The organism is Gordonia jinghuaiqii (genome assembly GCF_014041935.1).
In the GTDB taxonomy this organism is placed as follows: domain Bacteria; phylum Actinomycetota; class Actinomycetes; order Mycobacteriales; family Mycobacteriaceae; genus Gordonia; species Gordonia jinghuaiqii.
Genome location: NZ_CP059491.1, coordinates 1,222,835 through 1,246,473, shown reverse-complemented (window position 1 = coordinate 1,246,473; position 23,639 = coordinate 1,222,835). Strand labels below are relative to the sequence as shown.

Below are 23,639 nucleotides of genomic sequence, written 5' to 3'. Positions count from 1 at the left end.
GGTGAGCGATGTCGCCGGGCCCCGGCTCGGGCCGTCCCGCCGCCGGTGCGTGGACTTCATCGCCATCAACTACGCCCCCGAGGTCACCGGAATCGCGCCCTACGTCACCGACATCACGCGCCGGCTCGCGGCCCGTGGGTGGAGCGTCCGGGTCATCACCGGGTACCCGCACTATCCGCAGTGGCATCTCGACGGCGAGATGTCGGACTACACCTCGACCGTCGTCGATCACGGTGTGATCGTCGTGCGGGTGCCGCACAGCATTCCCGCAGGTGCGGCGATGATTCCGCGGTCGCGGATGGAACTCGAATTCGGTATGCGGGCCATCGCCGCTCACCTGCGGCCGGAGGCCGTCACCGTCATGGCCAGCCCGCCGCTCATCGCGTCGGCGATGGTGATGATGCGCCGCAAGGTGGGCCGCCGCCGTCTGTCGCCGATGGGTGTGTGGGTGCACGACCTGTACAGCCAGGCGGTCAGCGAAGCCGCCTCCGGCGGGTCGGTGAGTCGCACGCTGGTCGGCAGGCTGGAGAGGTTCGCGCTGTGTGCGGCCGACGAGGTCGCCGTCGTGCATCCGCGCTTCGGCGAGATCATCGTCGACCGTCTCGGGGTGAATCCCGACGTGGTGACGCATGTGCGCAACTGGACGCAGGTGGTCCATCCGCCGCGGATCGACCGCGACTCCGCGCGCGAACAGCTCGGCATCCCCGCCGACGCGATCGTGGCGGTCCACGCGGGCAACATGGGTCTCAAGCAGGGTCTGGAGAACCTCGTCGACGCCGCGAAAGTCGCCGGCGCCCGGGGTGGATCGTCGGCGCAGAAGCTGCACATCTACCTGCTGGGCAACGGAAATCAGCGTCGGCAACTGGAGGAGCGGGCCGGGGACTGTGCGGCCATCACCTTTGTCGACTCACTGCCCGACCACGAGTTCCACCTGATGCTGTCGGCCGCGGATGTGCTGGTGGTCAACGAGAAGCCCGGCGTGGTGGAGATGTCGTTGCCGAGCAAGCTCACCACCTACTTCAGCTACGGCCTGCCGGTGGTGGCCGCGGTCGCCGACGACGGCATCACCGCCGGTGAGGTCCGCCGGTCCGGCGCCGGGGTCGTCGTGCCCGCCGGTGATCCGTCGGCACTGGTCGCCGCCATCACCCGCGTCGCCACCGACACCGCCGCCGCTCGCGCGATGGGAGCGGCGGGCGTCGCCTACTCGCACGAGGTCCTCGGCGCCGACGCGGCCGTCGAACGCTTCGAGATGTGGCTGCACAAGCTGGCCCAGCATGCGCGGGTGACGTCATGACCGTCATGAACATCCCGACCACCACGACGGCGCGCGCGGAGATCACCTCCGACGTCGAGCCACGGCGGCTGCGCGACTACGTGGTCGACAAGTCCGACCGCGGACGCAACCGGATCTGGCTGATCACCTGGCTGGGGATGGGCCCGATCTTCCGTAGTGGGCTGGGAGGCAAACGTTTCCGCAGCGCGCTGCTGCGGATGTTCGGCGCCGGGGTCGGTGCCGGGTGCGACATCCACCGTTCGTTCCGGGTGCATTACCCGTGGAAACTCGACCTCGGTGAGCGGGTACACGTCGCCGACGGGGTGTGGATCGTCAACCCGGAGCCGGTGTCGGTGGGTGCCGATTGCCTGCTCGGCGCACGCACCGTCATCTGTTCGGGCGGGCACGATCACAAGTCGCCGACGTTCACCCGCACCAGCCAGGCCGTGGTCGTCGAAGACCGGTGCCGCCTCGGCGAGGGAGTCACCGTGCTCAAAGGCGTGGTGCTGAAAGCTGATTCCGAGGTGCCGTCGGGCGCTGTGGTCATCCCGTCCACCCGCGCCACCCGGAGTGGTGCCGCGTGAGGATTCTGCAGGTGCTGACACTTCTGTCGCGGGCCGGGGAGTTCGGCGGCCCGGCGACCGTCGCGGTCAACCAGTGTCGCGCGCTGGCCGAACGCGGACACGACGTGACGCTCATCGCCGGGTCGTTCGACGGCCCGGCGATGGCGCCGAACGTGTCCGGTGTTCGCATCCTGACCTTCACCACCCGGACCCTCGGCGCCGGACCCAGCTTCTCGCGCATCGTCTCACCGACCATGTTCCGGTGGATCTGGTCGCACGCCGCGGAGTTCGACGTCGCCCACATCCACCTGAGCCGTGACTTCGTGACCCTGCCCGCCGCACTGTTGCTGTCGCGGCGCGACATACCGACACACGTCCAGACGCACGGGATGATCAACCCGCGACCTGCCCTCCCCTACCAGGCGATCGACCGGACCCTCACCATTCCCGCGGTCCGCAACGCGCACACCGCCTTCTATCTCAACGACGCCGAGCTGACCAAGCTCCGGTCTGCGATCGGCCGCGGCGCCCAGTATGCCCACCTGGGGAACGGGGTACCGCTACCCGAACGCACCGGGCAGGTCACCGCGAGCGACGATCTCCCCGAGGTGCTGTTCCTGGCCCGGCTGCATCCCCGGAAACGAGCTCTCACCTTCGCGCGCGCCGCCATCGCACTTGCACCGCTGTTCGACGCCCGGTTCACCATCATCGGACCCGACGAGGGTGACGGTGCCGCACTCGACGAGATCCTCGGGTACTTCGGCACCACCGTCGACGCCGACGTCGCGGGCCGGATCACCCGGATGCCCGCCATCCCGGCGAGCGACGTCCCCGGCAGGCTCGCCCGCGCCACGGTCTATGTTCTTCCGTCGGTGCACGAGCCGCTGCCCATGTCGGTCCTCGAGGCGATGGCCGCAGGTCTGCCGGTGATCGTCACCGACACCTGCGGATTCGCCGGGCTCGTCGCAGACGCCGACGCGGGGCTCGTCGTCGACGACACGGTCGGGAGCCTGATCACCGCACTCACCACGCTTCTCGCCGATCCCCGGCGCGCACGCGACATGGGGCGACGCGGACGACGTGCCGTCGAACAGCACTGGGGAATCGCGTCGATCGCAGAAGAACTGGAGAAGCGTTATGCCACAGCTTCTTGACACCGTGACCTTCTCGATCCTCGTACCGTCGTTCAATCCGGGCCGGTACTTCGAGCACGCCATCCGGTCGGCGCTTCACCAGATGGGTGCCGGCGACGAGATCATCGTGCAGGACGCGTGCTCGACCGACGGCACCCAGGACGTCCTGGCTGCGCTCGTCAACGAGGACCCGCGGATCACGGCCGTGATCGAAGAGGACGGCGGCCAGTCCGACGCCCTCAACCGTGCGCTCGCACGGGCCACGGGGCAGTGGGTCATCTGGCTCAACGCCGACGACATCCTCCTCGACGGCGCACTGCCCGCCGTCCGTGCGGCGTTGCGCGAGAACACCGACGCGTGGGTCCTGACCGGTGATCATCAGCTGCTGCGCGCCGACGGCGACGTGGCGGGCACGTTACGCGGACGCCCCATCGAGACGCGAACCCTGTTGCGGCGCTCCACCTGTGCGTCGTTCTCCGGTTCGGTGATCCTCCGTCGCGACTTCCTCACCGAACTCGGCGGTTTCGAGACCGAACTGCACTGCACGATGGACTACTCGCTGCAGTTCCGGATCGCCGAGGCTGTGCCGCGGCAGAGCGCGATCCCGGTGCCGATCGGTGCGCTGCGCTTCCACGACGCGTCGAAGTCGGCGAACCTGTGGCGGACGTTTCTGAGCGAATCGTTCCGGCTGCGGATGCGGTACGCCGGGTCGGTCACCGAACGCGCCCTGGGCGTCTTCGGCACCGCCGAACAAGCGTTGTCGTTCCTCGTCTTCCGTATTCGCCTGACACCCACGTATCGAAGGTTGCGCGGTGTCCTCCACCGTTGAGCAGCGTCGGGACAGCACCCGATCCGGACTGGCCGGTGACGCCGCCCGGCGAATTCTCGCCAGGGTGGCGAGCTCGGCCATGCTCGGGATCTTCCTGCTGCTCCTCGCGCGCCAGCTGACCGTCGACTCCTTCGGCCAGTACATCCTCGCCTACACGGTGGGGATGGTCATCGGACTCGCCGCCGGGTTCGGCGCGCCGGTCCAGGTCATGCGGGTCAGCGCGGCGGGCGGTTCCGCGGCTGCCGCGCGGCTGTATGTGGTTCATTCCGTATCGGTCTCGGCCGTGTTCCTGATCGCCGCCGGAGGGTTGCTGTACTGGGAGCCACCCGCGATCGTGGTCGCCGGCGGGGTGTTCGCGTACTCCGACACCGTCGGGAACTTCGCCCAGAACTTCCTGGCGGGCATCCGGGCGCACACCGCCGCAAGCTGTCTCGTCGTCGCGCAACGGGCTCTGCCGCTGATCGCGTGGGGCGCCCTCGTCGCCGACGGTCGCGGCATCGACGCCTCCTCGCTCATCTGCATCTTCGGGGTCACCGCGGCCGTCGCCCTCCTGGTACCCGCCGTCTCCGCCGGACTCCGCGTCCTGCACCACGCGATCACCGCGTTCGACGACCGGTCCGAGCGGCCCACCGCACCGTTCTGGGCGCTGTCGGTGTCCGGAGTGCTGTCGCAACTGCAGGTTTCGGCGCTGGCCTTGTTCGCGCCCCCGCTGACCGTCGGCTACTTCGCGATGGCCACCCGGGTCACCGGTCCGCTCACGCTGTTGTCGGCGGCGATGTCCACCGTGGTGGTCCCCGAGCTGTCCGACAACGTCGACGACGGGTCGACCTTCTCCCGGATCTACCGTCGCTACCGCAACGGCATCATCGCCTACTGCGTCCTCGTCGTACTCGCGGCGTGGCCGATCTCATGGGTGATCCTCCAGATCATCGGAACCAAATACGCTCCGGCGCAGCCGATGCTGGTCGGCATGATCGTCGCCGCGGGGATCTCGTCGATCTCGCAGGCGATCAGCGCGAAGTACATCGCCGTGGGGCGCCCGAACATCGTGACCACCGCCATCGTCGCCGGCGGGTCGGCGACACTCGCCCTGCTGGCCCTGGCCGGACACCTCGACCGTCTCGACATCATCTGGCTGATCCCGATCGCCGGCCAGTTGCTCGTCCTCGCAACCATGCTCTCCGACAGCCGCACACGTGGAACCGTGACACGCTCCTACCCGACGCCCCCCGCTCTGACACCCACCGCTCTGCCACCCTCCGATCCGACACCCCCCAACCGGCAGCACGCCATCCGAAAGCACGGGGAGAAGGTTCTTCTGCTCCTCGCGGTCGTCGCGGTGGCGGTCACCGTCGTACTGACCCTGGGAGGGCATCGCGAGCGCGACCAGCCGGCCGTCGCCGCCGAGACCGCCGCGGTCGTGCCCACCGCCACCGGCTCCGACGCCCCTGTCGTCAACACCGCAGGTGAGTCGGTCACGATCCTGGTGGTCGGCGACAGCTTCACCGAGGGAACGGCGTACGGCGGCAAGGGCAGCTCCAACTGGACGCGGATCGCCCAGTCCCGGTTGTCCGGCGAGCGTCTCAACGCGTGCCCGGTGCTGCTGCGGGTGTCCGGACGCGGCGGTGCCGGCTACCTCACCGCCGGTGTCCGGCACACCACGTTCGTGTCCGAGGCCGAACGTCTCCTGACGCGTGACGTCTCGGCGATCGTGGTGGTCGGCAGCGGAAATGATCTGTCGCACCCGTTGCGTCAGTACCGCACCGCGGTGAACGGCACCATCCGCGCCATCAAGAAGGCACGCCCGCGAATCCCCGTCGTCATCGTCGGGCTGTCCTGGATTCACGATCAGCCGGTGGCCGGTGAGTACCGCGACGCGAACGCGGTTCTGGCCGGCGCGGCGAAACGCAACGGCGCCACCTTTGTCGATCCGATCACCGCAGGCTGGTACTCCGCATCTCATGATCACTCGATCGTCGGATCGGACCTGCGCCACCCCACCGACGAGGGGCACGCGATCATCGCCGACCGCATGACCCCGATCCTGGAGAATCTGGGCCGTCAGGGGACGTGCGAATGATGTTCGTACAGAGAACTTCTCGACGCTTCGGGGTCCCGACGCCTGTGCTGGTCTTCGGCGTGCTCGGATGCCTGGGTCTCATCGTCGCGGTCGCGGTGTCCACGTTCGCCGCTCAGAACAGCATGGTGCAGGCCACGTCGCGTGTGGTGCTCACCTACGAACGTGACGCCCTGGACCAGCCCGGCGACTTCGATCCGACGCCGACGATGTTGCTCACCAAGAGCATCGAGTCGTACTCGTCGCTGGTGACCAGTGAGAACTTCCTGCGCCGGGTCATCGACACCCACGACATCGCGATGACCACCGGTGAACTGCGTTCGGCGGTGTCGATCACCTCGCCGCGGGACACTACGATCATGGACTTCACGGTGCGGGGCGAGGATTCACGGGTCGTCGAGGCCGCTGCCCTGGGCATCGGCCGGGAGTTCACCGCGGCGCTGGCCGAACTCGAGGCGCCGTCACCGATCGAGTCGCTCGTGCTCGCGCCCGTCGAGGTGGACCGCACGTTCCCGAACGCACTGCTGCGCACCACGGTGCTTGGCGGTCTTGCAGCGCTCACCACGGTCCTGCTCGCCGTGATGTTCGTTCGACGCCGCTCCCACTCACACTCCCCCCTCACCACACACGCCACTGACATCTGGAGGACACGATGAAGCGACCCAACAAATGGCTGAGCCTGCTCGTCTGGCTGCTCCCGCCGTCGGGGGTGAAGAACACGCTGCTGCGCGTGCTGGGCAACTCTGTCGGCGACGACGTCACGATCGGGCCGAATCTCGTTGTGGGATGCGGCTTCTTCCACATCGGTGACCGCTGCGTGATCTCCCCGTTCAACGTCTTCCGGCAGCTGGCGGCGGTCCAGATGGAGAAGGACAACTTCATCGGCCGGCTCAACCAGTTCACCGCCGCACCGTCGTATCAGAAGTTCAGTGATCGCGCGGGTGTGCTGTCGATGGCCGAGCAGTCCGCGGTCACCAATCGCCACTACTTCGACTGTTCGGGCCGCGTCGACATGGAGCCCTACAGCGCCGTGGGCGGCACCCGCAGCATCCTGCAGTCCCATGAGATCGACATCGTCGAGAACCGCACCACGATCGGCACCATCACCATCGGCGAGCGCAGTCTCACGGCGACGGCGTGCCTGGTCCTGAAGAACGCTCGGATTCCGGCGTTCTCGCTTGTCGCGGCGGGTTCGGTGGTGACCGCCTCGTCGGATGAGTCGCCCGGCGACGCCGGACTCTACGCCGGCGCGCCCGCCAGGTGGCGTCGCGAGCTGCCCGAATGCAAATGGTGGTACCGCACCTCGTACGCAACACCGGTGCGAGAGGTCCGGGATTTCTGATGCCCCGCCTTCTCACGCTGTGCGTCGCCCTGGCCGCGGCCGGCGTCGTCGGGTTCAGCTCGGCGTGCGCCGTCGAGTCCACCGAACGCGTCGACGACAGGGTGGCGTCACCGCACGGCGCGGCGGTCCAGGTGGACTATGCGACGGCGTCCGCAGTGCCACCGGGGTTCGTCTCCATCGAACGTGGTCGCAGCACCCACCCGTTGCGGGTCTCCGATGGCCGGATGCTGCACGGGAACTCGACCGGCCCCAACGCCGCGTCGTATGTGGCCACCGACCTCTCCCCCGCCCGGGTGACGCGCATCGGTGCCACGGTGAGTTTCACCGGCGACGACGACGCGTCGATCGCGCTGCTCGTCAGCGCCGCCCCGGTCCCCGAGAACGAGTCTCAACCGGCCCCGCATGCCGCGGTGCACTTCGTCGCGAGGCGCGCGGGCTGGTCGTATGCGATCTGGGAGGCCGGTGACGCGAGCCAAACCGTTCTGGGACAGGGCACTTACCAGACGGCGTTCGATCGCGACGGCGCGCGGTTCGAGATCGAACTCGCCGGTGACCGGGCGAAGGTGTACCTGCCCGATGCGACGTCGATCGTGTTCTCCGACCCGCGAATCGCCGAGTTCGCCGGCGGCTGGGCCACCTGGGAGCTGTACGAGGCTTCCGCCGGGACCGCGCCCGCCTCATTCCGGGAGTTGTGGGTGTCGTGACCGTGATCGTCGCGACGCTGTTCGTCGCCCTGGTGCTGTTCGTGCTCGCCGCTCGCGACAAGGACTGGGTTCAGCGCGTCGACCCGTTCCTGTGCGCCTGGTTGAGCTCCATCACCGCCTGGCCGGTGATCGTCATCTACGCTGCGGCACCGGCGATCTGGGCGTCGGCCGACGCGGCCGGGCCGGTCTTCGCGGTTCTGCTGTACGGTCCGGCTGCCGGATTGAGTGTGGCGGCGGCGCTGCGGGCTATTGCGACGCATGGCTGGCGGATCGATCACTCGGCGGTGATCCTCGGGCTCCTGATGGTCTACGCCTGTGCCGCGATGGTGATCGACGGCTCCGGCCGCATCATCAACATCGGCATGTCGATGGCGATGCTCGTCGGGTTCATCTTCCGCTACCGGTCATTCGGGCTCGACGACGTGGCCCGCGCCGCGCGTATCGCGCTGGTGGTGACGTCGGCGAGTCTGTTGATGTCGGTGGCGTTCAACTCTTCTCGCGTGGTCGGTGCGTGCCGGATCGACAAGTGCACCGACCTGGGTGCGGTGCTCACCTCACCGTTCGCCGGTAACGGCAACCTCGCCGGCATCACGATCACCGCACTGCTGCCCTTCGCGGTGTATCGCATCGCGATGTGGCGGGTGCTCGCCGCGGTGGGCGGTGTCGCGCTGATCGGCATGCTCGCCGGTAGCCGGACCGCTTTCGGCGGTATCGCGGTTGCGGGTTTCCTCGGTGTGCTGCTGGCCATTCCGTCGGTCACACCGCGGTTGCGGAACCTGCTGCTGGGTCTCGCGGTGGTGGCCAGCGCGGTCTACTCACTGTTCCCGCTGTACATCGGATACACCAACGCCGACTACAGCCTGCGCGGCTACCTGTGGAATCAGGCGCTGCGCGAGATCCCCGACCAGTGGTTCTTCGGTCACAACCCGGCCTACTGGGTGGAGTCGGGTGCCTCGCTGCTGTTCAAGGCCAACTACTCACCGCACAACGGCTGGCTGGAAATCCTTTTGTCCGTGGGCGTGTGGGGCGTCGGCCTGATCATTCTCGCCGCCGTCGTCAAGGTGGTCGAGATCCCCGACGGCACAACGCGTGCCTACCTGCTCGCGTACTTCAGCACGATCCTGGCTCTCAGTTCGCTCGAAGCGGTCTACGTGCCGTACTTCCTCGGCATCGCCCCGTTCGCGGCGTTGCTGCCCTATTTCCTGTACCACCACCCTCCGGCCCAACCCCCTTCGCCCGTGGCCCGCCACGAGGTGCTCACCGACACACAGATGGAGTCCCGATGAAAGTCATCAGCGCTATCGCCGGCAAATGGATGCTCGTCGTCGCATTCACCCTCCTCGGGCTCGTTGCCGCCATGGGGTATTCGCTGCTGCAACCCCAGACCTACGTGGCGACCGTCCGCACCTACATCGCCACCGGAACCTCCGACATGCTCGAGGCCTACCAGGGCAATCAGGCCGCGCGGGCGAGCATTCAGACCTTCGCAGTGCTGGCCACCGACCCGACGGTGGCTCAGCGCGCCATCGAACGCTCCGGGGTGGACATCTCGCTGCAGGAGTTCCTGCCCGAGATCTCGGTGAGCGTGCCGCCGCAGACCGTCATCCTCGACGTCTCGGTACAGGACGCCTCCTCGCAGGACGCCGAGAAGCTCTCCACCGCCCTCGCCCAGGAACTCGTCGGCATGGTGACCGACCTGCAAGAGCCGACGAGCGGCGGCCCGGGCGCGCTACGGCTGGTGGTGGTCGACCCCAATTCCCAAGGCGCCGTTCGCCAGCAGCTGATCGATCCGATGCTGCTCGCCGTCGGCGCGATCGCCGGTGCGCTGCTCGGCACGGTTCTTGCGCTGCTCCTGCAGCGGCGGGGCAAATCGGGTGCGGAATCCAGCGAGCCCGACGGTCCGGGCACAGATGAAGCGGAGGTGACGATCAACCGCAACCCCGACCTGATGGTCCAGCCGGCGACGAGGTCCAACCTGCTGGTTGAGCCCGCCACGAGCCCCAACCTGATGGTTGAGCCGGCGACGAGCGAAGCGAGGAGCCGAGTCGAAGCCACCCCCACCGACCGCCCAGTAGCCGCCCCCTACTCCGCACGCCACACCGTCAGTCGGCACTCGGCGACGCGGCGCGCGGGAATCCACGCCGGGACGGGGCGACACGGCTGAACTGCACTCAGGACTTCTCGACCAACCGAGCCGGGTTTCCGGCGTACACCGAGTTCGGAAGACAGTTCTCCACGACCACCGCGTCGGCAGCGATCACGGCACCCTCACCCACGGTGACGCCGGGCAGGATGACAGCTCCCGCCCCGATCCTGGCCCCCGCTCCGATCAGAACCGGACTTGCGGTGACGTGCCCGCCGTCGCGGCTGGGCACGTCACCGAGAACCGTTCTGCCCGTGACAATTCGAACACCCGACCCGATCCGTACGCCGTTTCCCACGTAGATCGGCGCGACGGCATCGAAGTAGGCTCCCTCGCCGATTGAGACATCACGCCCGCCGAAATAGACCTGGGGATCGACCGTGCTGGCCGCGACGTCCAGACCCAGGACCTTCAGGAGCCGCCACCGAAGGCGCCGCGGCACCAGCGATGACGCCACCACCCCGTTGACGAGTCCGTCGCGCCGTCCAACCCCCGACATGCCCCTGTCTGCCCCCATTCGACCATCATCACCGACGGGGGCGTCCTGGGCTACGTCGCATCTGTCCCCTGTTCAGACGGATTCACTCGCTCGAGACAGGACAAGGGTTCGCCCGGTCGTGGCCGCGTACCCCATGACCGCGCGTATCGACACTCAGAGCCGCGCCGGGCCACGAGCATCGGTTACCGCCGTCACCCCCGTGGCGCTGCACTCTCGGCGGCTGCCGTCGGCGACTCCGCGTCCTGTGAGCGCACGTCTGCGCGCGCTGCACGCCGGTTGCGGAGCTTGTCGTACTGTCTTCGTGCCGGGACCTCGACGACCCAGTAGAGCGCCACGCCGACAGCGACTGCCAGCGTCACAGCGATCGCGGCGGTGACGGGTAGCGGCAGAGACTCCGTGTGGTCCAGGACGATCCTGACGATGCCGAGATGGACCAGGTAGACGCTGTAACTTGCAAGGCCGATGGTTTGCACGATCCGCAGGTTGGAGACACTCGAGAACCATTGGTGGACACGGGTACTGGTCGCCAACATCCCGTAGAGGATCACGATGCATGTCGCGACGCTCTGCATCGTGTACCGGAACGTCTGCTGGAACCACTCATCGCGCAGACCGACACTGGCCAGGAAGATCGCGGCCGCGCCGAACAGTGCCCATGTTGTGCCCGACAGTGTTCGCCATCTGCTGTCCGATTCGCTCTGCTGCCACCGGTAGAGGATGACGGCCGCAATGATGCCCCACGCCAGACTGTCGGCCCTCGTATCTGACCCGTAATAGATGCGATCGGCCACCGCCTCATTCCCCGGCTCGGCGAGCATGACGCGTAGGACGGTGGCCCCGACAACCGTCGCAATCGCAACACCGGTCAGCCATGGCACCGCACGCCGGCTCCTTGCCAGCCACACCCAGAGGAGTGCGAACACGATGTAGAACTGTTCCTCGATCGACAGACTCCACACCGGCCCCGACCCCGGCAGTACATCCGGGTCGTTCGGCATCATCCAGTTGAAGTAGAAGAACGTCTGGCCGGCGAATGCAGCCCAATCAATGTGCGCGAACATGGAGTAGATCAGAGTCGGGATGATCAGCACCACGACCAGCGGTGGAAGTAACTTCACCATCCGCCGTATGTAGAACCCGCCGAGGTCGAATCCGTCGGTCTTCTGCCACTCCTTGAGCAGGACGGTGGTGATGATGAATCCGGAGATGGCAAAGAAGATGGTCACCCCGGATCCACCGGGAACGATGTGCCCTAGACCGGCATGACCGACCACCACAATGAGAACAGCGAACGCGCGCAGTGCATCGACATGCGCATAACGATTCTTCATACGGATTACCCGACAATCTTTTCGTGGTTGATCGAATTATTCACCCGGCGACGGTGATTCGCAATCCGAATGCCTTCGCTCCGACTAAATATAAGCCGATACCCAATAGCTCAAGGACCTGACGAATTGCCGGCCAGCTGAAGTACTCCGAGGAGCCGATTCGCAATCGCAGAATGGCCTCGGTCATTGGGGTGAAAATCATCGCCTTCACCGTTTGTGCCGAGCGCTTCACGCCCTGCCGGCCCCCGAAGTTGGGTGTCTTGGAACAGATCACTCAGCGGTAGATACCTGGACCGAGCAGAACCGCATTCATCGGCGATCACCGAGTCATACGGCTCAGCCTTCGACGGCGGCCGCCACACACCCATGCACACCACGGCCGCCGAGGGGTTCACCGCCCGAACCGCGCCGATCAGATCTCGGTACTGACGACGGAACTCGTCAATGGGGGTTGGTGGCGCCAGCAGGTCGTTGGTGCCCAATTCGATGACCACGAGCTCAGCAGGCACGACGGGCGTCGCCATCGCAGCGACTTGGGCCAGTCGGGCCCCACCTTTCGCGACAGAATGATCGTCGGTGGCCAGGGCCTGCTTCATGGTCGCTGTCGCCACCTCGCGGAACGAGTCCGCATAGGTGGCCGCGCCGGACCCTCTGGTTATGGAATCGCCGAGATACAGAACTCGAAGGTCACCACCGGCCGTGGCGGCGACGTCGATCGGGTCCGGCAGGCGCGTAACGGACTTCAGTGGTTGTGCAGGCTCCTCCGAACTGCCGCACGACACAACCGCAGCGCATCCGACCATCACGAGTGTGATGAGGACGTATCGCAGACGACCTCGAGAGGCGGGGGTGGAACCTGATCGGCGGGCGGACACCGGACCCATCAGCTCGGCGCCCCCAGGACTCCCTGCAGTGCGCCGACAACAGGCTTGGGCGAGCCGTTGAACCGGTACAGGCCGAAGTTCATGTTGTCGTCAGCCTTGTTCGCCGACAGATCCTGCGAGTTGAAGATGAAGAATGCTGCTACCCATGGGAGCGCATTGGCCCGATTGACCGCGTCGGTGATGATGGTCGCCTGTACGGCTTCTGTGGTCGAGCTCGGCGTGGTCCCGGTCGGCTGCCCGAACTCGGTGACCCATATCGACTTGCCGGAGTCACCGTTCGCCACCATCGTCGCCCGTGCGGCAGGCAGGACCGCCGCGCCCCCACCATCCCCACCGCGAGGATCTCCGGTGATCGGGTACGGAAGTGTGTAGGGGTGGACGCCTATGCCGTTGAAGTAGTTCTTCGCCCCGAGCGCATACAGGCCGTTGACGAATGCCGTGTCCCGCGTCTCGGCACGTGAACTCGACAGCCCTCCAGTGATCACCGCCTGGTGACCACCGGCGGCGCGGATGCCGTTGAATGCCGCCTTCAGCAGCGGAACGTACTGATCCGCGGTGGGCGGGAGCAGATAATGGGAGAGGTTGGGCTCATTCCATATCTCCCACGCGGCGACCCGTGGCGAATACCGCAGAGCCACCTGACGAGCGAACTCCCCGAACGTCGCGGGATTCGCCGGAGCGTTGCCATTGGCGAACGGGTTGGCACCCGGCTTCTGCGCCCAGACCGGAGCGGGGCCCTCGAGGTTCATCAGAATCGACAGGCCCCGGCCCCGTGCGGCGTTGACCGCGGAGTCGAGCCTCGTCCACGAAAATGACGTCGAATTCGACGGTTGGATGAGATTCCATTTCGCCGAGATTCTTATCGCGCTCGCTCCGGTCGCTCGAATCTTCGCAGCCTCGTCCTCGAAGTCGGCGCCCGAATACTGCGTGGAAACCGAGGCAACACCTATCGGAATACGTGTCGCGGCGTGCGACGTCGTCGGCGTGCCCACCATGGTGAGGGCCACGCCGACGATCGTCATGATCGAGATCCCGAGACGACGCACTCTGTCCTCCAAATCAATCCACGCGGTCCTGCCTCCGGCCCCTCAGTTCTGGGACTGGAACGCAGAATCATCGAAACCCATCCGCTACCCCGCCATCGTCTGATGAGCGAGGAAGCGAATGGTGCCTATCATTGCCGACGCAGCTCAGAAAGAGTCCGTCAGGCGTAAATCCGCGGGATCTCCACAGATCACTTACGCGCCGACCTCGTCATGTTTCCCGAGTCGGAGTGTGCACCCTGTGAAGCGGTGTCAACGCTGATGGTGTGATCCGAGCTGGCTCCCTTGGCTTTGGGGAGGTCCGAACCGTAGTAGGCGTAGCGGTACTCGGTGTCCCGGACCGCTGCGTCGTTGAGCACACAGCCGAGCACCTTGAGGCGCGCCAACGAGAGCTGTGACATGACCTGCTCGAGCTGCGGGCGAGTCGTCCGTCCCGAGCGGGCCACGAGCAGCACACCGTCCATCCACTGGCCCACGGCCACCGCGTCGGCGACCGGGAGCACGGGCGGGGTGTCCACGATCACGTGGTCGTACCGTGAGGCGAGCTCGTCGAATCCCTTGCCGGCTCGCTCGGATGCCAACAGTTCGCCGGCGTTGGGCGGGATCGGACCGGAAGCAAGGATGTCGAGGTTGCGGAACCCACTCGGCTGCACGACGTCCTGAATGCCTGCATCCCCGCGCAGGTAATCGGTCAGGCCGATTGCGCCGTCGACCGCCAGCCGGCTCCCCAGTCCCGGCTTGCGCAGGTCTGCGCCGACGAGGATGACACTGCGACCGAGTTCGGCCAGTGCGAGGCTGAGATTGACAGCCGTCGTCGTCTTCCCGTCGCCGGGCGCAGGGCTGGTCACCAGAATCCGCGGGCAGTCAGCGTCGACCGCGACGAACTTCAGGTTGGTGCGCAGACGCCGGTATGCCTCCGCCGTCGGCGATGCACCGCCGGCGAAGTCAGCTGTGCGGTCCGAGTCCAACTCGTGGGAGGTGGGCACCGTCGCGAGCACCGGTCCGAGCCCGGTGGATGTGAGGTCCTCCTCGTTGCGGACGCGGGTGTCGAGTCGGTAGAACGCCAGCATCGCGAGAGCTGCGATTGCCAAGCCGCCCAGGACACCCAGCGCGATGTTCAGCGCTGTGTTCGGGGACACCATGTCATTGGTGGAGGACGCGGGCGTGATGACGGTCAGTGTGGCGACCGGCCGACCACCGTCGATCGGCCGCTCCAGGGAGGACACGTAGCCGACCATCGAGCTCGCAACCGCGTTCGCCAACTTGGCGGCCTCGTCGCTGTTCGAATCGACAGCCGCGATGGTCAGCAGGACGGTCCCCGGCTTGCTGGTCACCGAGATCTGCGAGCGCGCATCGGCGATGGACAGCGGGAGGTCCGACTCCTCGATGGCGCGACCGAGTACGGCATCCGATTGGGCCAGTTCGGCGTAGGACACCATGCGTTGCTGCGACGCCAGCGAACCCTGGTAGGCGCTCTGCGCATTCGTATCAGTTGCCGAGGTCGAATACAGCACCGCCTCGGACTGGTACTTCGGGGTGGTGAGCAGGCTCGCGCCGAGCCCCACGAGGGCACCGACGACAACGCAGGCGACCACCACCCACCACCGGCGCACCACTACAGCGCGCACTCGACGCAGAGTCTGTTGCGCTTTGCCGGCCGCGGAGCCTGGCGATTCACCTGGGGGCGAGGTCGCGGGCGCTGGTCCATTGAATACCGCAGTCATAGTTGCTCTCCTTGCGAAAAACTCGGGCCGGCCGTTTGCTCAAGCCGGTCAATCATTGGGAAGAGAGCCGCCATGGCCCGCATCCTCGCGTATCTCATCGAACGCTGAAAACCTCGGAAATATCCCGTCGGATACTCGCCGGCACAACACCATCCGGTTCGGGCACACCGAACGCGATACCCACCGCGATCCGCTCACCGGGCTGCAGCGACAGCCCCTCGGCCAGTGCCCTCTCCTCGGCAAAAGTGTTGCCGAACTGGAGCAGACACGATCCGATTCCCTTCCACTGCAGCGCGTAAACCAGTGTCATCGCGAACAGTCCGGCGTTGAGGTATCCCTGGTTGCGTTCGCCGTAGAAGTCGAGACTGCGTGTGTCGAAGGTGACCACCGCGAGACGGCAGGTGTCGAAGTCGACCCCACCCGTGCCGTGCAGCGTCCGGTACAAGAGTTCTTTGGACTTGGGATCGTCGAAGACCCGCAAGCCGACCATCTGCCGGTTACATGCCGACGGCGAGCGCATGGCCAGTTCGATACACAGCTGCAGGTCGTCGTCGGAAACGGGCAGGTCCGTGAAGCGACGGGTCGAATGCCTGCCGCGCACAAAGTCTTCGAAGGGCAGTTCTTTCCACGAGCTCGAGTCGAGTTGGGTTGCGGTGGCAACGCCGCCACGGAACCCGCGATCGCTCGGGGTCGCAACTTCGATCAGTGCGTCGAGCCTGCCGCGGATGGAGGCGGCCTGCACATCGTTCTCGCGGGACTTGATGAAGTCGGTCCAGGAGCGCAGCACCTCGACCCCGATCGAGAAGGCCGACGACGTCCGCGTCTCGGGCGACGACTTCTCGAGTCGTGCCATGAGATCTTCGGCTTTGCTCCGGCCGAAGACGCGTGCGTTGCGGTACGAGAGACCCTTCTCGAGCGAGTGCGACAAGATCATGATCTTGTACTGCTCGTGTTCGGGGTCGGGGCCACCGTCGAGCAGATGGCGGCTCATGAACGTCGCGTCGGCGAAGTACTCCTTGTAGACCTTAGCCCTCTTCACGGTTCGACGAAGAGCCTGCGACTGCTTTAGGCGTGCTTTCAGATTCATTGGTCACCTTCTTTCGGATGAGTCTGAAGACAAATGGTTCGGTCGCCAGGACGGCGAGCGAAATAACTAGGAAGAAAACGATTTTGAGTACAAGAGTCCACACGCCGCCGAACGGCTGGGATACCGCGGGAACCAGGAACATGGCGAAGGCGACACTCAGGACCCCGATCACTTGCAGCCGCAGGACGCGGGTCCAGGGGATCCCGGCGCCGTCGGCTCGGAGCGCGAGTCGACAGGCGAGTCCGCTCATCATCAGTCTCTGAACGAGTTGTGCCACTGCCACCCCGGTCAAACCCCACATGAAGGCCAGCGGGATCGCAGCCGCCAGCGAGACCACGCTGGAGCTCGTGGAGACGACCATCGCGGGCCGTGTGCCCCGTTCGAGGAACAACAGCTCGGTCAGAGACGGGTAGTAGATCGATTTCACCATCATCGACAGTGCAAGGATCGGGACGATCGACGCCGCGTCGTGAAACGACGCCGGAGTGAGGATCGCCAGTGCTTCCTCACTGAAAATTGCTGCGGCTGCCGCGATCACGACGTTGACTGCCACGAATCCGGCGATCAGATCGTGGATCCGCACCCGCCATCCGGGAGCGGCCCGTTTGGCTTCGGTGAAGTAGAACGGCATGAATGCCCGGTGCATCGCGGTCTGCACCGCGTCGATCACGTTGACCACGTACATCGCGATGTTGAACAGGCCCACCGCGGTCGCATCGAGAACCCGGAGAATGATGAGGCGCGTGGCAAATGCCGTGGCCTGCAGGGAAACCGCGTGCGGCATCATCGGGAGCGAGTAGGACAGGATCTCCCGAACATCGGAGAGTCGGAACCTCGTCCACAGCGCACCTGTCCGCATGGCGTCGACGATGCACAGCAGCGCAGTGACACCGTTGGCGCAGAGCAGTGCCAACGACGTTCCGGCAACGCCCATCTCGGCCGGACCGACGAAGGCGATCGTGAACGCCGCGTTCATCAGGAAGTACCCGACCGAGCAGACGACGAACCGATTCGGCTTCTCGGAGGTCTGCAGGAATGACAGGTAGACCAGGGTGATCGGCTGGAAGACGACGGCGACGATTGCCAGGGCAACGGCAGGATAGAAGTCGAGCCCGGGGAAGACGGCGTCGCCGTACAACGGCGCACCGAGGAGCAGGACCACCGCGAGCAGCAGGCCGGTGGACGTGAGCACCGTGACCACCGCCGTCAGCGCCACCTTGCGGCGGCGTAGTGCAGCGGCATCGTCGCGCTCGGCCTCACTCAGGTGGCAGTAGCGCATCACACCGTAGTCGAGGCCGAGGGTGGCGATGGTCGACATCAACAGCGTCGCCGTGACGAGCATGCTGAAGTAGCCGTACTCGTCGGGGGTGAGCAGTCGCGTGTAGACCGGCAGCAGGATTGCCGACGACAGCTTCTGCAGCAACGATGCGGCGATGTAGATGGTCGAGTTCCTCGCCACCGTCGGGCGAACGCTTGCGGTCATAGACGGCTCCGCAGCGTCTCCACCATTTCCTTGGTGATGGCCGTCGCATGACCGCGCTCGCGTTCCAGGTTGGCCTCGATCACCTCGCTGCCGAGCGGGTCCGGGGCAAAGGCCAACTGCTCGATCCGGTTGAGCATCGCGTTCAGTCGCTCGGGACTGATCGTGGTGAGGTCGAAGTAGCGGTCCAGGCAGTCCATCTTGCCGAGGATGTTCTTGATCTTGCTCTCGTAGCGGCCATAGGTCGACTCGGTGTCGAAGGACACGAACCTGGCGCCCGACCGGATGCTCATGCAGGTTCCGTGGAAGAAATCCGTCACCACACAGTCGAAGTCACCGAAGGCGTCGACGAACTCCTGCGGTGTCAACCGGATGAAGCGGGTGTTGTCCTGCCGGGTGAAGCAGGAGTAGATGTCTGCTCGTCCACCGAGCCGTTCCGCGATCTGGCTGCCGATACCGCGGTTCTTGACCATCACCAGAATGCGTGGCCGCCGCGATACTGCTTTGGACTCTTTTCGCGCGTGGTCCACGCTGCCGAGTGGACGATATTGCAGTGTCGGGTCGATGATCTCGACCACCGGCCGGGCGATCAGTTCGTCGACCAGTGTCCGGGTGGTGGCGTCACGCACCGTGATGTACGAGTAGTCCTCGAGCGAGCTCTTCAACACGTCCCGGTCGGCAGGCTTGAGCGTGCTGATGTCCAACCGGTTGGCCGACGTCGCGAAACTGGCTTTGGGTCCGGGTAGACGGTTGGGCAGGTAGTAGATGCTGTCGATGCCGATGTGGGCGAGATTCCACACCTCGTCCGACCCGGTGATGTAGCCGTCGTAACGCTTCTCGAGAAAGTCTGTCGCGGACTCGCGGTCCTCGATGTTGATCCACCGCGAATCAATCTGCGGCAGCAGCGGTTTGATGTACCGACGCATCGCAGCGAAGTTCCTCACCCGCGACACACCGAAACTAGGGTTCCTCGGGTTGGCGATCGACATCAGGCGGCGACGTCGCACCGCCCCCACGTCGGTGGGGACGAGTTCGAAGTCGATGTCGGGTGCACATTCCGACAGCACCTTGTGGGTGGCGTAAGCCTGGAGAACCGTCCCGTAGTTCTCCGACTGTGTCAGGGTCACAATTCCGACCCTGGTCTTACCGTTCGGCGACTTCACGACCGACATCGCTTCCTTCCTCGAGACGAGCCGCGACCGCGCGCTCATGAATCCACCGTTCGATCAAGGCGAGCACCAAGAACAAGGCCACCCAGTACGAGGTGTGCGTGATCAGCCGGGACGTGATCAGGACAAAGACGGTGTAGGTGATCAGGAGACTCGCCATTCGCGAACTGCGGCCCAGGTATACGAGTGCACAGACGTACACCGCGATGCCGATGAACCCGACCTCCATGTAGACGCGCAGAGTGTCGTTGTGCAGCTGCGAGTTCCAGTAGGTGCCGAAATGGCTGTCGACGAGGTTGGTGAGCAGAGGGTTCAGCGACCCGAAACCGGTTGTCTGGGGAAGAAGTCCGGTGGCGATCTGATAGATCTCCCAGCGCCCGGTGGTGACCGTGTTGATGTCGATGCCGAAGCGTTCGGACGCCATCTCGACGAAGCCCTGCGAGTACACGTATTTGACCATGAACGGGCTCGCCACACCGACGGCTGCGAGTGCGTACAGGTAGCGGCGAGACGCGGGCTTCGCGGACCGAAGCCAGCGTGATGCGACGATCATCGCCGGCGCCAGCACGAACGATGCCCGCTTGAGAGACAGCATCGTCATTCCGGCGGCGACGAGCGCCAGTGCCTTGCGATTCCGGAACACGAAGTACGCCTCGACGATCAGCAGGTCGTGCGCGAACGACGACTCGAACGGCGAGCTCGACGACGACCAGCTGACCTCCGTGAGGCTCGCCAGGCTGAAGTCGGTGGAGAACGCGAGTACGAAGTACACCGCGTAACGCGCGAGCAGAATGATCGCGTAGCCGTCGAGCTGTTTGGTCGAGGCCGTGTTCACGACACACAGGGCGATGAGCGCGGGCCCGAGGATGAAGAACACCTGCCCGGCCCCGGTCCAGGTGAGCGTCTCGGTGGCCGAATACTCGCGAATCCAGGAGACGATCATGATCACCGCCGAGGCCCCGGCGAGTACCGAGAACGAACGCAGGAAGTGGAGTTCACCGAGACTGTGCCAGCGGGTCACGACGAGCCATGCGATCCGCGCCGCACTCGCTACCAGCAGCAACCCGAATGCCGCGTAGTACAACCCCTTCGGCGCATACCCCGTCATGTAGATGACGTGCAGGAACGCATAGAGCGTGAACAGTGCCAGGAAGGTCCACTGGACAGCCCGGCCAGTGGTGGCACGCCGCGGTTGCGCGGCGAGCGGCACCGGGTCGGCGACGACCGGTCCCGGTAACGGCAACGATCTGGTCATGAGGCGAGTCCCCGCACGTAGTCCCACGACTCGTCGGCGAGAGCCTTGAGACGTGCGCTGACCTCGGCGGCGTCGTAGTCGGCCGAGGACGGCAGGTCCTGGCTTCCGGTGACGGCCAGGCGTTCGAGGCCCACGGACTGAAGCAGGTCGGTCAGCCGGGCGGCGCCCTTGTCCGGTAGCACCGGGTAGACCGGACGTCCGAACATGAGGCTGAAGGACAAGCCGTGGAACGAGTCGGTGATCACCGCGTCTGCGTCGCGAAAGAGTGCGACGAAGTTCTCGGGCGGAACCAGGTAGTGGCTTCGACCGCGCGCGCCGACGAGTCGTTTGACGTCCACGTTCACCCGTCGCAGCGGCAATCCGGTGCGGCGGCACAGCTCTTCGGCGCGGCGCGTGAACTCGGAGGTGTTGTGCAGCTGGTAGGCCAGCACGTAGGGCCGGGCCGGCCGCTTGACCTGTGCGGCGAACTTCGCCCAGAAGTCCCGTCCGTGAAGAAGAACCGGGTCGACGTCTCGACGAACCGTGACGCCGAACTCATTGAGTGTGGGGACCGCGGACGGTTCCCGGACCGAGACCGACTGGAAGTCGCCGAGCAATCGCCGTGTCTCGACATCATCGGTGGGTACACCTGATCCGAAACTGGCTGCGTAACTGTACTTCTTGTGCGCGTCCCGGACTGGCTGCAGGAAGTAGGCCTCGTCGAGGGCGCCGTGGATGACATTCCAGACCTGGTCGCTGCCCACGACGATGCGATCGAAGTCCTCGGCGATCGCGTGCACGTCGGTTCCCGCGGTGATCTTGCGGGTGAGACGCAGGTTCTTCTTCTGGAACCCGCGGAACCGGCTCGCCATCACTGCGTAGTTGGGCCCCTGGATTGCCAGGTAGGCGGCGCTGCGCAGAGCCGAGTTCCGCATGCGGGACTCGCGGAGGCTGGCGGTCGCCAACCCGAAGCGACTGTCGGAGGGGGGCACGTAGTCGACGACGCGGACGTCGGCTCCCGACTTGGCCAGGGCCTCCTGCAGCGCGATCGCCTGCAGGAGTGAGCCGTAGTTCGGATAGCAGTGCCGAGTCAGTATTCCGACCCTGCTCATCACGCAGCCCCCTTCGAGCGAGTCGTCTTGGCCACGTCGGTCCGGCTGGCGCGAGAAGTCCACGAGACCGGCGCCTTCGGCTGCGACTCGTACACCGAGCGGAGCACGTCGGAGACGACCGCGGTGGACACGTGGGTGCGCGCCCATTCGCGGCACGACTCTCGTACCGCCTGGCGCTCTTCACCTTCACGGGCACAGCTGATCATCGCTTCGGCGAGGACCTTCGATGCCTGGGTCTCGTCGATGTCGCCGAGGCTGACCAGGGTCACCTCGTCGAGACCCTGGAACGTCTCCCACTCCCCCACGTCGGAGTACACCGCGGGCGTGCCGCAGGCGAGCGACTCGAGGATCACCATCGGAAGCACCTCGGCGCGGCTGGGCAGCACCGTGGCCGTGGCTGCCGCCAGATGGGCGGTGACGTCGTCGCGGTCGAGCCGGCCGATGTAGCTCACGTTGCGCTGCGTGCTGGCGAGGAGCTTGGTCGCCACGTCCGAGTTGCCTTCCTCGAGCGGGCCGGCGATGAGCAGCCGCGCGTCGGGCATGGCCTCTTCGACGAGCGGCCACGCGTTGAGCAATCGGTCGATTCCCTTGCGGTCGCCCACTTCACCTGCGAACACAAAGGTCGGCGGGGTCTCGTCGGAGCTATCACCATGCGGCGCATCGTCGGTCATCAGCGACGACGAGATCGGGTTGAGCACGATGGCCGTGTCGATCTCGGGGTCGATCCGCTCGACCAGACGCTGATGGCGGCGCCCCAGGCATATCGCTGTGGTGGCCGACTTCAGGATCAGCTTGGTCAGGCGCGGGTACTTCTCGACGTGACGGTCGAAGTCTGCGCCGTGAAGAGTCACCACGCAGGGCTTCCGCAGCGCGCGAGCCACCAGAACGACCATTCCCTCGCGGATGAAGCTGCCGAACTCGCTGAGGTGGACATGCGCAATCGTCCAGTCGTTCCTGGTGAGGATCAACCGCAGCGACACGTGCGCCGCCAGTCCCAACGAGGCGATCCCGCGCTTCGATCCCCATGTGGGCATCGCGATCTGTTCGTAAGGGCCGGAATCCATCTCGATGTACTCGCGGATCACGGTCGCCATGCCGCCCGCCCCGGTCGGTTCGGGTCCGATCTGGACGACGACCTGACTGTCGGCAGCCGGCGAATCCTCGCCGGCCTTACGGCCGGCGCCCTTGGCGGCCAGCTCCCGCTGCACCACCGAAGTCTCAGATGCCCACGCCGCCTGAGCAGCGATCGGGAGGAACTTGGGTCCCTCGAGCAAGTAGCGGCGCCACAGCCGCTTCGGCTCACTGGCCAGTCGCCACAGCCATTCGAGGGCGAGCCGTTGAACGATCTGCGGTGCACGTCGAACCTTGAGCGCCGCGAAGTCGACCGCCGCTCCCGACCCGACATACACGGCCGGGGGGAGGCTCTCTTTCCACTGCGCGTACCAGCTCTCCTGCTTCGGCGAACCGAGGCAGAGGAACACCACGTCGGGCTTGAGCTCCTGGAGCCGGGCGACGACCTCTTCGCTGGCAGGGTCGTCGACGCCGTCGACAAAGGGGAACGGGACCGCGAGCACGTCGGCTCCGGTCATGTCGCGGAGATTGGACGCGGCCAGGTTCGCGACGCTGGTCTCACCGCCGGTGATCACGATCCGCCAGCCGGTGTCCCCGGCTTTTCGGCAGACGTCGAAGAGTAGGTCGGCACCGGTGTTGCGTTGAACCGGCCGCGACCCGAGGAATGATGCGAGCTTCGCCACCGGGACCCCGTCGAGTAGCGCGAGATCGGCGTGTGCATAACCCTTTCGGGACTCTTCAGAGGTTTCCAACCGGATCAGATGATCGACGTTTGGGGTGACGACGAGACTGGTGGTCTGTGACTGCACCAGTGCCTGAACACGGTCGAGCACGTCGTCGATGCCCCCGACGACCACCGGCACCCCGCCGATGTACAGGTTCTCCCCGGCCCACGTAATTACATTCGAATCGTTCATTTCATCCTCAAAGCTCGGGTTCAG

At 65.7% G+C, this 23,639-nt stretch carries 21 protein-coding genes; 10 read left to right on the top strand and 11 right to left on the bottom strand.

Translation table 11 applies throughout. From position 1 onward, the window contains the following. Window position 1 precedes the first annotated feature (1 nt). Genes H1R19_RS05455 through H1R19_RS05410 form a run of 10 tightly spaced genes read left to right on the top strand, consistent with a single transcriptional unit; the run spans window position 2 to window position 10,085 of the window. Complete coding sequence (locus H1R19_RS05455) at window positions 2-1,294, top strand: glycosyltransferase family 4 protein (RefSeq protein ID WP_244970884.1); 1,293 nt, start codon at window positions 2-4, stop codon at window positions 1,292-1,294. Next, a complete protein-coding gene (locus tag H1R19_RS05450) occupies window positions 1,291-1,857 on the top strand; it encodes an LbetaH domain-containing protein (RefSeq protein ID WP_219850778.1) in 567 nt (188 codons plus the stop codon). The genes H1R19_RS05455 and H1R19_RS05450 overlap by 4 nt, the downstream gene beginning before the upstream one ends. Window positions 1,858-1,868: 11 nt before the next feature. Continuing rightward, window positions 1,869-2,990, top strand: coding sequence for a glycosyltransferase (locus H1R19_RS05445; RefSeq protein ID WP_244970883.1), 1,122 nt, complete (start codon window positions 1,869-1,871; stop codon window positions 2,988-2,990). Next, the gene (locus H1R19_RS05440; protein WP_219850776.1) at window positions 2,974-3,798 is read left to right on the top strand and encodes a glycosyltransferase; all 825 of its coding nucleotides are present in this window, start codon (window positions 2,974-2,976) and stop codon (window positions 3,796-3,798) included. Before H1R19_RS05445 ends, H1R19_RS05440 begins: the two co-directional genes overlap by 17 nt. Further along, window positions 3,782-5,878, top strand: a complete 2,097-nt coding sequence (locus H1R19_RS05435; protein ID WP_219850775.1) for a GDSL-type esterase/lipase family protein — start codon at window positions 3,782-3,784, stop codon at window positions 5,876-5,878. The genes H1R19_RS05440 and H1R19_RS05435 overlap by 17 nt, the downstream gene beginning before the upstream one ends. Further along, window positions 5,875-6,531 (top strand): YveK family protein, encoded by a 657-nt coding sequence (locus tag H1R19_RS05430; protein ID WP_219850774.1) that lies wholly within the window; start codon window positions 5,875-5,877, stop codon window positions 6,529-6,531. The genes H1R19_RS05435 and H1R19_RS05430 overlap by 4 nt, the downstream gene beginning before the upstream one ends. Beyond that, entirely contained in the window at window positions 6,528-7,217 is a 690-nt protein-coding gene (locus tag H1R19_RS05425; protein ID WP_188331843.1) for an acyltransferase, read from the top strand. The genes H1R19_RS05430 and H1R19_RS05425 overlap by 4 nt, the downstream gene beginning before the upstream one ends. Further along, window positions 7,217-7,921: a hypothetical protein gene (locus H1R19_RS05420; RefSeq protein ID WP_219850773.1), complete on the top strand. Its 705-nt coding sequence runs from the start codon at window positions 7,217-7,219 to the stop codon at window positions 7,919-7,921. Before H1R19_RS05425 ends, H1R19_RS05420 begins: the two co-directional genes overlap by 1 nt. Then, on the top strand, window positions 7,918-9,207 hold the full coding sequence (locus H1R19_RS05415) for an O-antigen ligase family protein (protein ID WP_244970882.1): 1,290 nt from the start codon (window positions 7,918-7,920) through the stop codon (window positions 9,205-9,207). The genes H1R19_RS05420 and H1R19_RS05415 overlap by 4 nt, the downstream gene beginning before the upstream one ends. Further along, a complete protein-coding gene (locus tag H1R19_RS05410; protein ID WP_244970881.1) occupies window positions 9,204-10,085 on the top strand; it encodes a YveK family protein in 882 nt (293 codons plus the stop codon). The genes H1R19_RS05415 and H1R19_RS05410 overlap by 4 nt, the downstream gene beginning before the upstream one ends. Before the next feature lie 7 nt (window positions 10,086-10,092). Here H1R19_RS05410 and H1R19_RS05405 read toward each other — a convergent pair whose 3' ends face one another. The 11 genes from H1R19_RS05405 to H1R19_RS05355 form a co-directional block, all read right to left on the bottom strand. Beyond that, window positions 10,093-10,581: a DapH/DapD/GlmU-related protein gene (locus H1R19_RS05405; RefSeq protein WP_219850771.1), complete on the bottom strand. Its 489-nt coding sequence runs from the start codon at window positions 10,579-10,581 to the stop codon at window positions 10,093-10,095. Between the two features lie 173 nt (window positions 10,582-10,754). Beyond that, window positions 10,755-11,894: an acyltransferase family protein gene (locus H1R19_RS05400; protein ID WP_219850770.1), complete on the bottom strand. Its 1,140-nt coding sequence runs from the start codon at window positions 11,892-11,894 to the stop codon at window positions 10,755-10,757. A 110-nt stretch (window positions 11,895-12,004) separates the two neighbouring features. Further along, window positions 12,005-12,697 (bottom strand): SGNH/GDSL hydrolase family protein, encoded by a 693-nt coding sequence (locus H1R19_RS05395; RefSeq protein WP_219850769.1) that lies wholly within the window; start codon window positions 12,695-12,697, stop codon window positions 12,005-12,007. An 80-nt stretch (window positions 12,698-12,777) separates the two neighbouring features. Further along, window positions 12,778-13,800: a cellulase family glycosylhydrolase gene (locus tag H1R19_RS05390; protein WP_219850768.1), complete on the bottom strand. Its 1,023-nt coding sequence runs from the start codon at window positions 13,798-13,800 to the stop codon at window positions 12,778-12,780. 212 nt (window positions 13,801-14,012) lie between these two features. Further along, window positions 14,013-15,449 carry a tyrosine-protein kinase domain-containing protein gene (locus H1R19_RS05385; RefSeq protein WP_244970880.1) on the bottom strand — a complete coding sequence of 479 codons (1,437 nt, stop codon included), beginning with the start codon at window positions 15,447-15,449 and terminating at the stop codon, window positions 14,013-14,015. A 190-nt stretch (window positions 15,450-15,639) separates the two neighbouring features. Next, the gene (locus H1R19_RS05380; RefSeq protein ID WP_219850766.1) at window positions 15,640-16,584 is read right to left on the bottom strand and encodes a nitroreductase family protein; all 945 of its coding nucleotides are present in this window, start codon (window positions 16,582-16,584) and stop codon (window positions 15,640-15,642) included. After that, complete coding sequence (locus H1R19_RS05375; RefSeq protein ID WP_219850765.1) at window positions 16,571-18,115, bottom strand: lipopolysaccharide biosynthesis protein; 1,545 nt, start codon at window positions 18,113-18,115, stop codon at window positions 16,571-16,573. The genes H1R19_RS05380 and H1R19_RS05375 overlap by 14 nt, the downstream gene beginning before the upstream one ends. Then, window positions 18,112-19,239 (bottom strand): polysaccharide pyruvyl transferase family protein, encoded by a 1,128-nt coding sequence (locus H1R19_RS05370; protein ID WP_219850764.1) that lies wholly within the window; start codon window positions 19,237-19,239, stop codon window positions 18,112-18,114. The genes H1R19_RS05375 and H1R19_RS05370 overlap by 4 nt, the downstream gene beginning before the upstream one ends. A 16-nt stretch (window positions 19,240-19,255) precedes the next feature. Next, a complete protein-coding gene (locus H1R19_RS05365; protein WP_219850763.1) occupies window positions 19,256-20,536 on the bottom strand; it encodes an O-antigen ligase family protein in 1,281 nt (426 codons plus the stop codon). Next, entirely contained in the window at window positions 20,533-21,627 is a 1,095-nt protein-coding gene (locus tag H1R19_RS05360; RefSeq protein WP_219850762.1) for a polysaccharide pyruvyl transferase family protein, read from the bottom strand. The genes H1R19_RS05365 and H1R19_RS05360 overlap by 4 nt, the downstream gene beginning before the upstream one ends. Further along, window positions 21,627-23,615 (bottom strand): WecB/TagA/CpsF family glycosyltransferase, encoded by a 1,989-nt coding sequence (locus H1R19_RS05355; RefSeq protein WP_219850761.1) that lies wholly within the window; start codon window positions 23,613-23,615, stop codon window positions 21,627-21,629. Before H1R19_RS05355 ends, H1R19_RS05360 begins: the two co-directional genes overlap by 1 nt. Window positions 23,616-23,639: the final 24 nt, after the last annotated feature.

Bases quoted from the DNA above. Each gene is read 5' to 3' on its own strand.
- H1R19_RS05450 (WP_219850778.1), top strand. From the start codon at position 1,291: ATGACCGTCATGAACATCCCGACCACCACGACGGCGCGCGCGGAGATC.
- H1R19_RS05440 (WP_219850776.1), top strand. From the start codon at position 2,974: ATGCCACAGCTTCTTGACACCGTGACCTTCTCGATCCTCGTACCGTCG.
- H1R19_RS05430 (WP_219850774.1), top strand. From the start codon at position 5,875: ATGATGTTCGTACAGAGAACTTCTCGACGCTTCGGGGTCCCGACGCCT.
- H1R19_RS05425 (WP_188331843.1), top strand. From the start codon at position 6,528: ATGAAGCGACCCAACAAATGGCTGAGCCTGCTCGTCTGGCTGCTCCCG.
- H1R19_RS05420 (WP_219850773.1), top strand. From the start codon at position 7,217: ATGCCCCGCCTTCTCACGCTGTGCGTCGCCCTGGCCGCGGCCGGCGTC.
- H1R19_RS05410 (WP_244970881.1), top strand. From the start codon at position 9,204: ATGAAAGTCATCAGCGCTATCGCCGGCAAATGGATGCTCGTCGTCGCA.
- H1R19_RS05405 (WP_219850771.1), bottom strand. From the start codon at position 10,581: ATGGGGGCAGACAGGGGCATGTCGGGGGTTGGACGGCGCGACGGACTC.
- H1R19_RS05400 (WP_219850770.1), bottom strand. From the start codon at position 11,894: ATGAAGAATCGTTATGCGCATGTCGATGCACTGCGCGCGTTCGCTGTT.
- H1R19_RS05395 (WP_219850769.1), bottom strand. From the start codon at position 12,697: ATGGTCGGATGCGCTGCGGTTGTGTCGTGCGGCAGTTCGGAGGAGCCT.
- H1R19_RS05390 (WP_219850768.1), bottom strand. From the start codon at position 13,800: ATGACGATCGTCGGCGTGGCCCTCACCATGGTGGGCACGCCGACGACG.
- H1R19_RS05375 (WP_219850765.1), bottom strand. From the start codon at position 18,115: ATGACCGCAAGCGTTCGCCCGACGGTGGCGAGGAACTCGACCATCTAC.
- H1R19_RS05365 (WP_219850763.1), bottom strand. From the start codon at position 20,536: ATGACCAGATCGTTGCCGTTACCGGGACCGGTCGTCGCCGACCCGGTG.
- H1R19_RS05360 (WP_219850762.1), bottom strand. From the start codon at position 21,627: ATGAGCAGGGTCGGAATACTGACTCGGCACTGCTATCCGAACTACGGC.
- H1R19_RS05355 (WP_219850761.1), bottom strand. From the start codon at position 23,615: ATGAACGATTCGAATGTAATTACGTGGGCCGGGGAGAACCTGTACATC.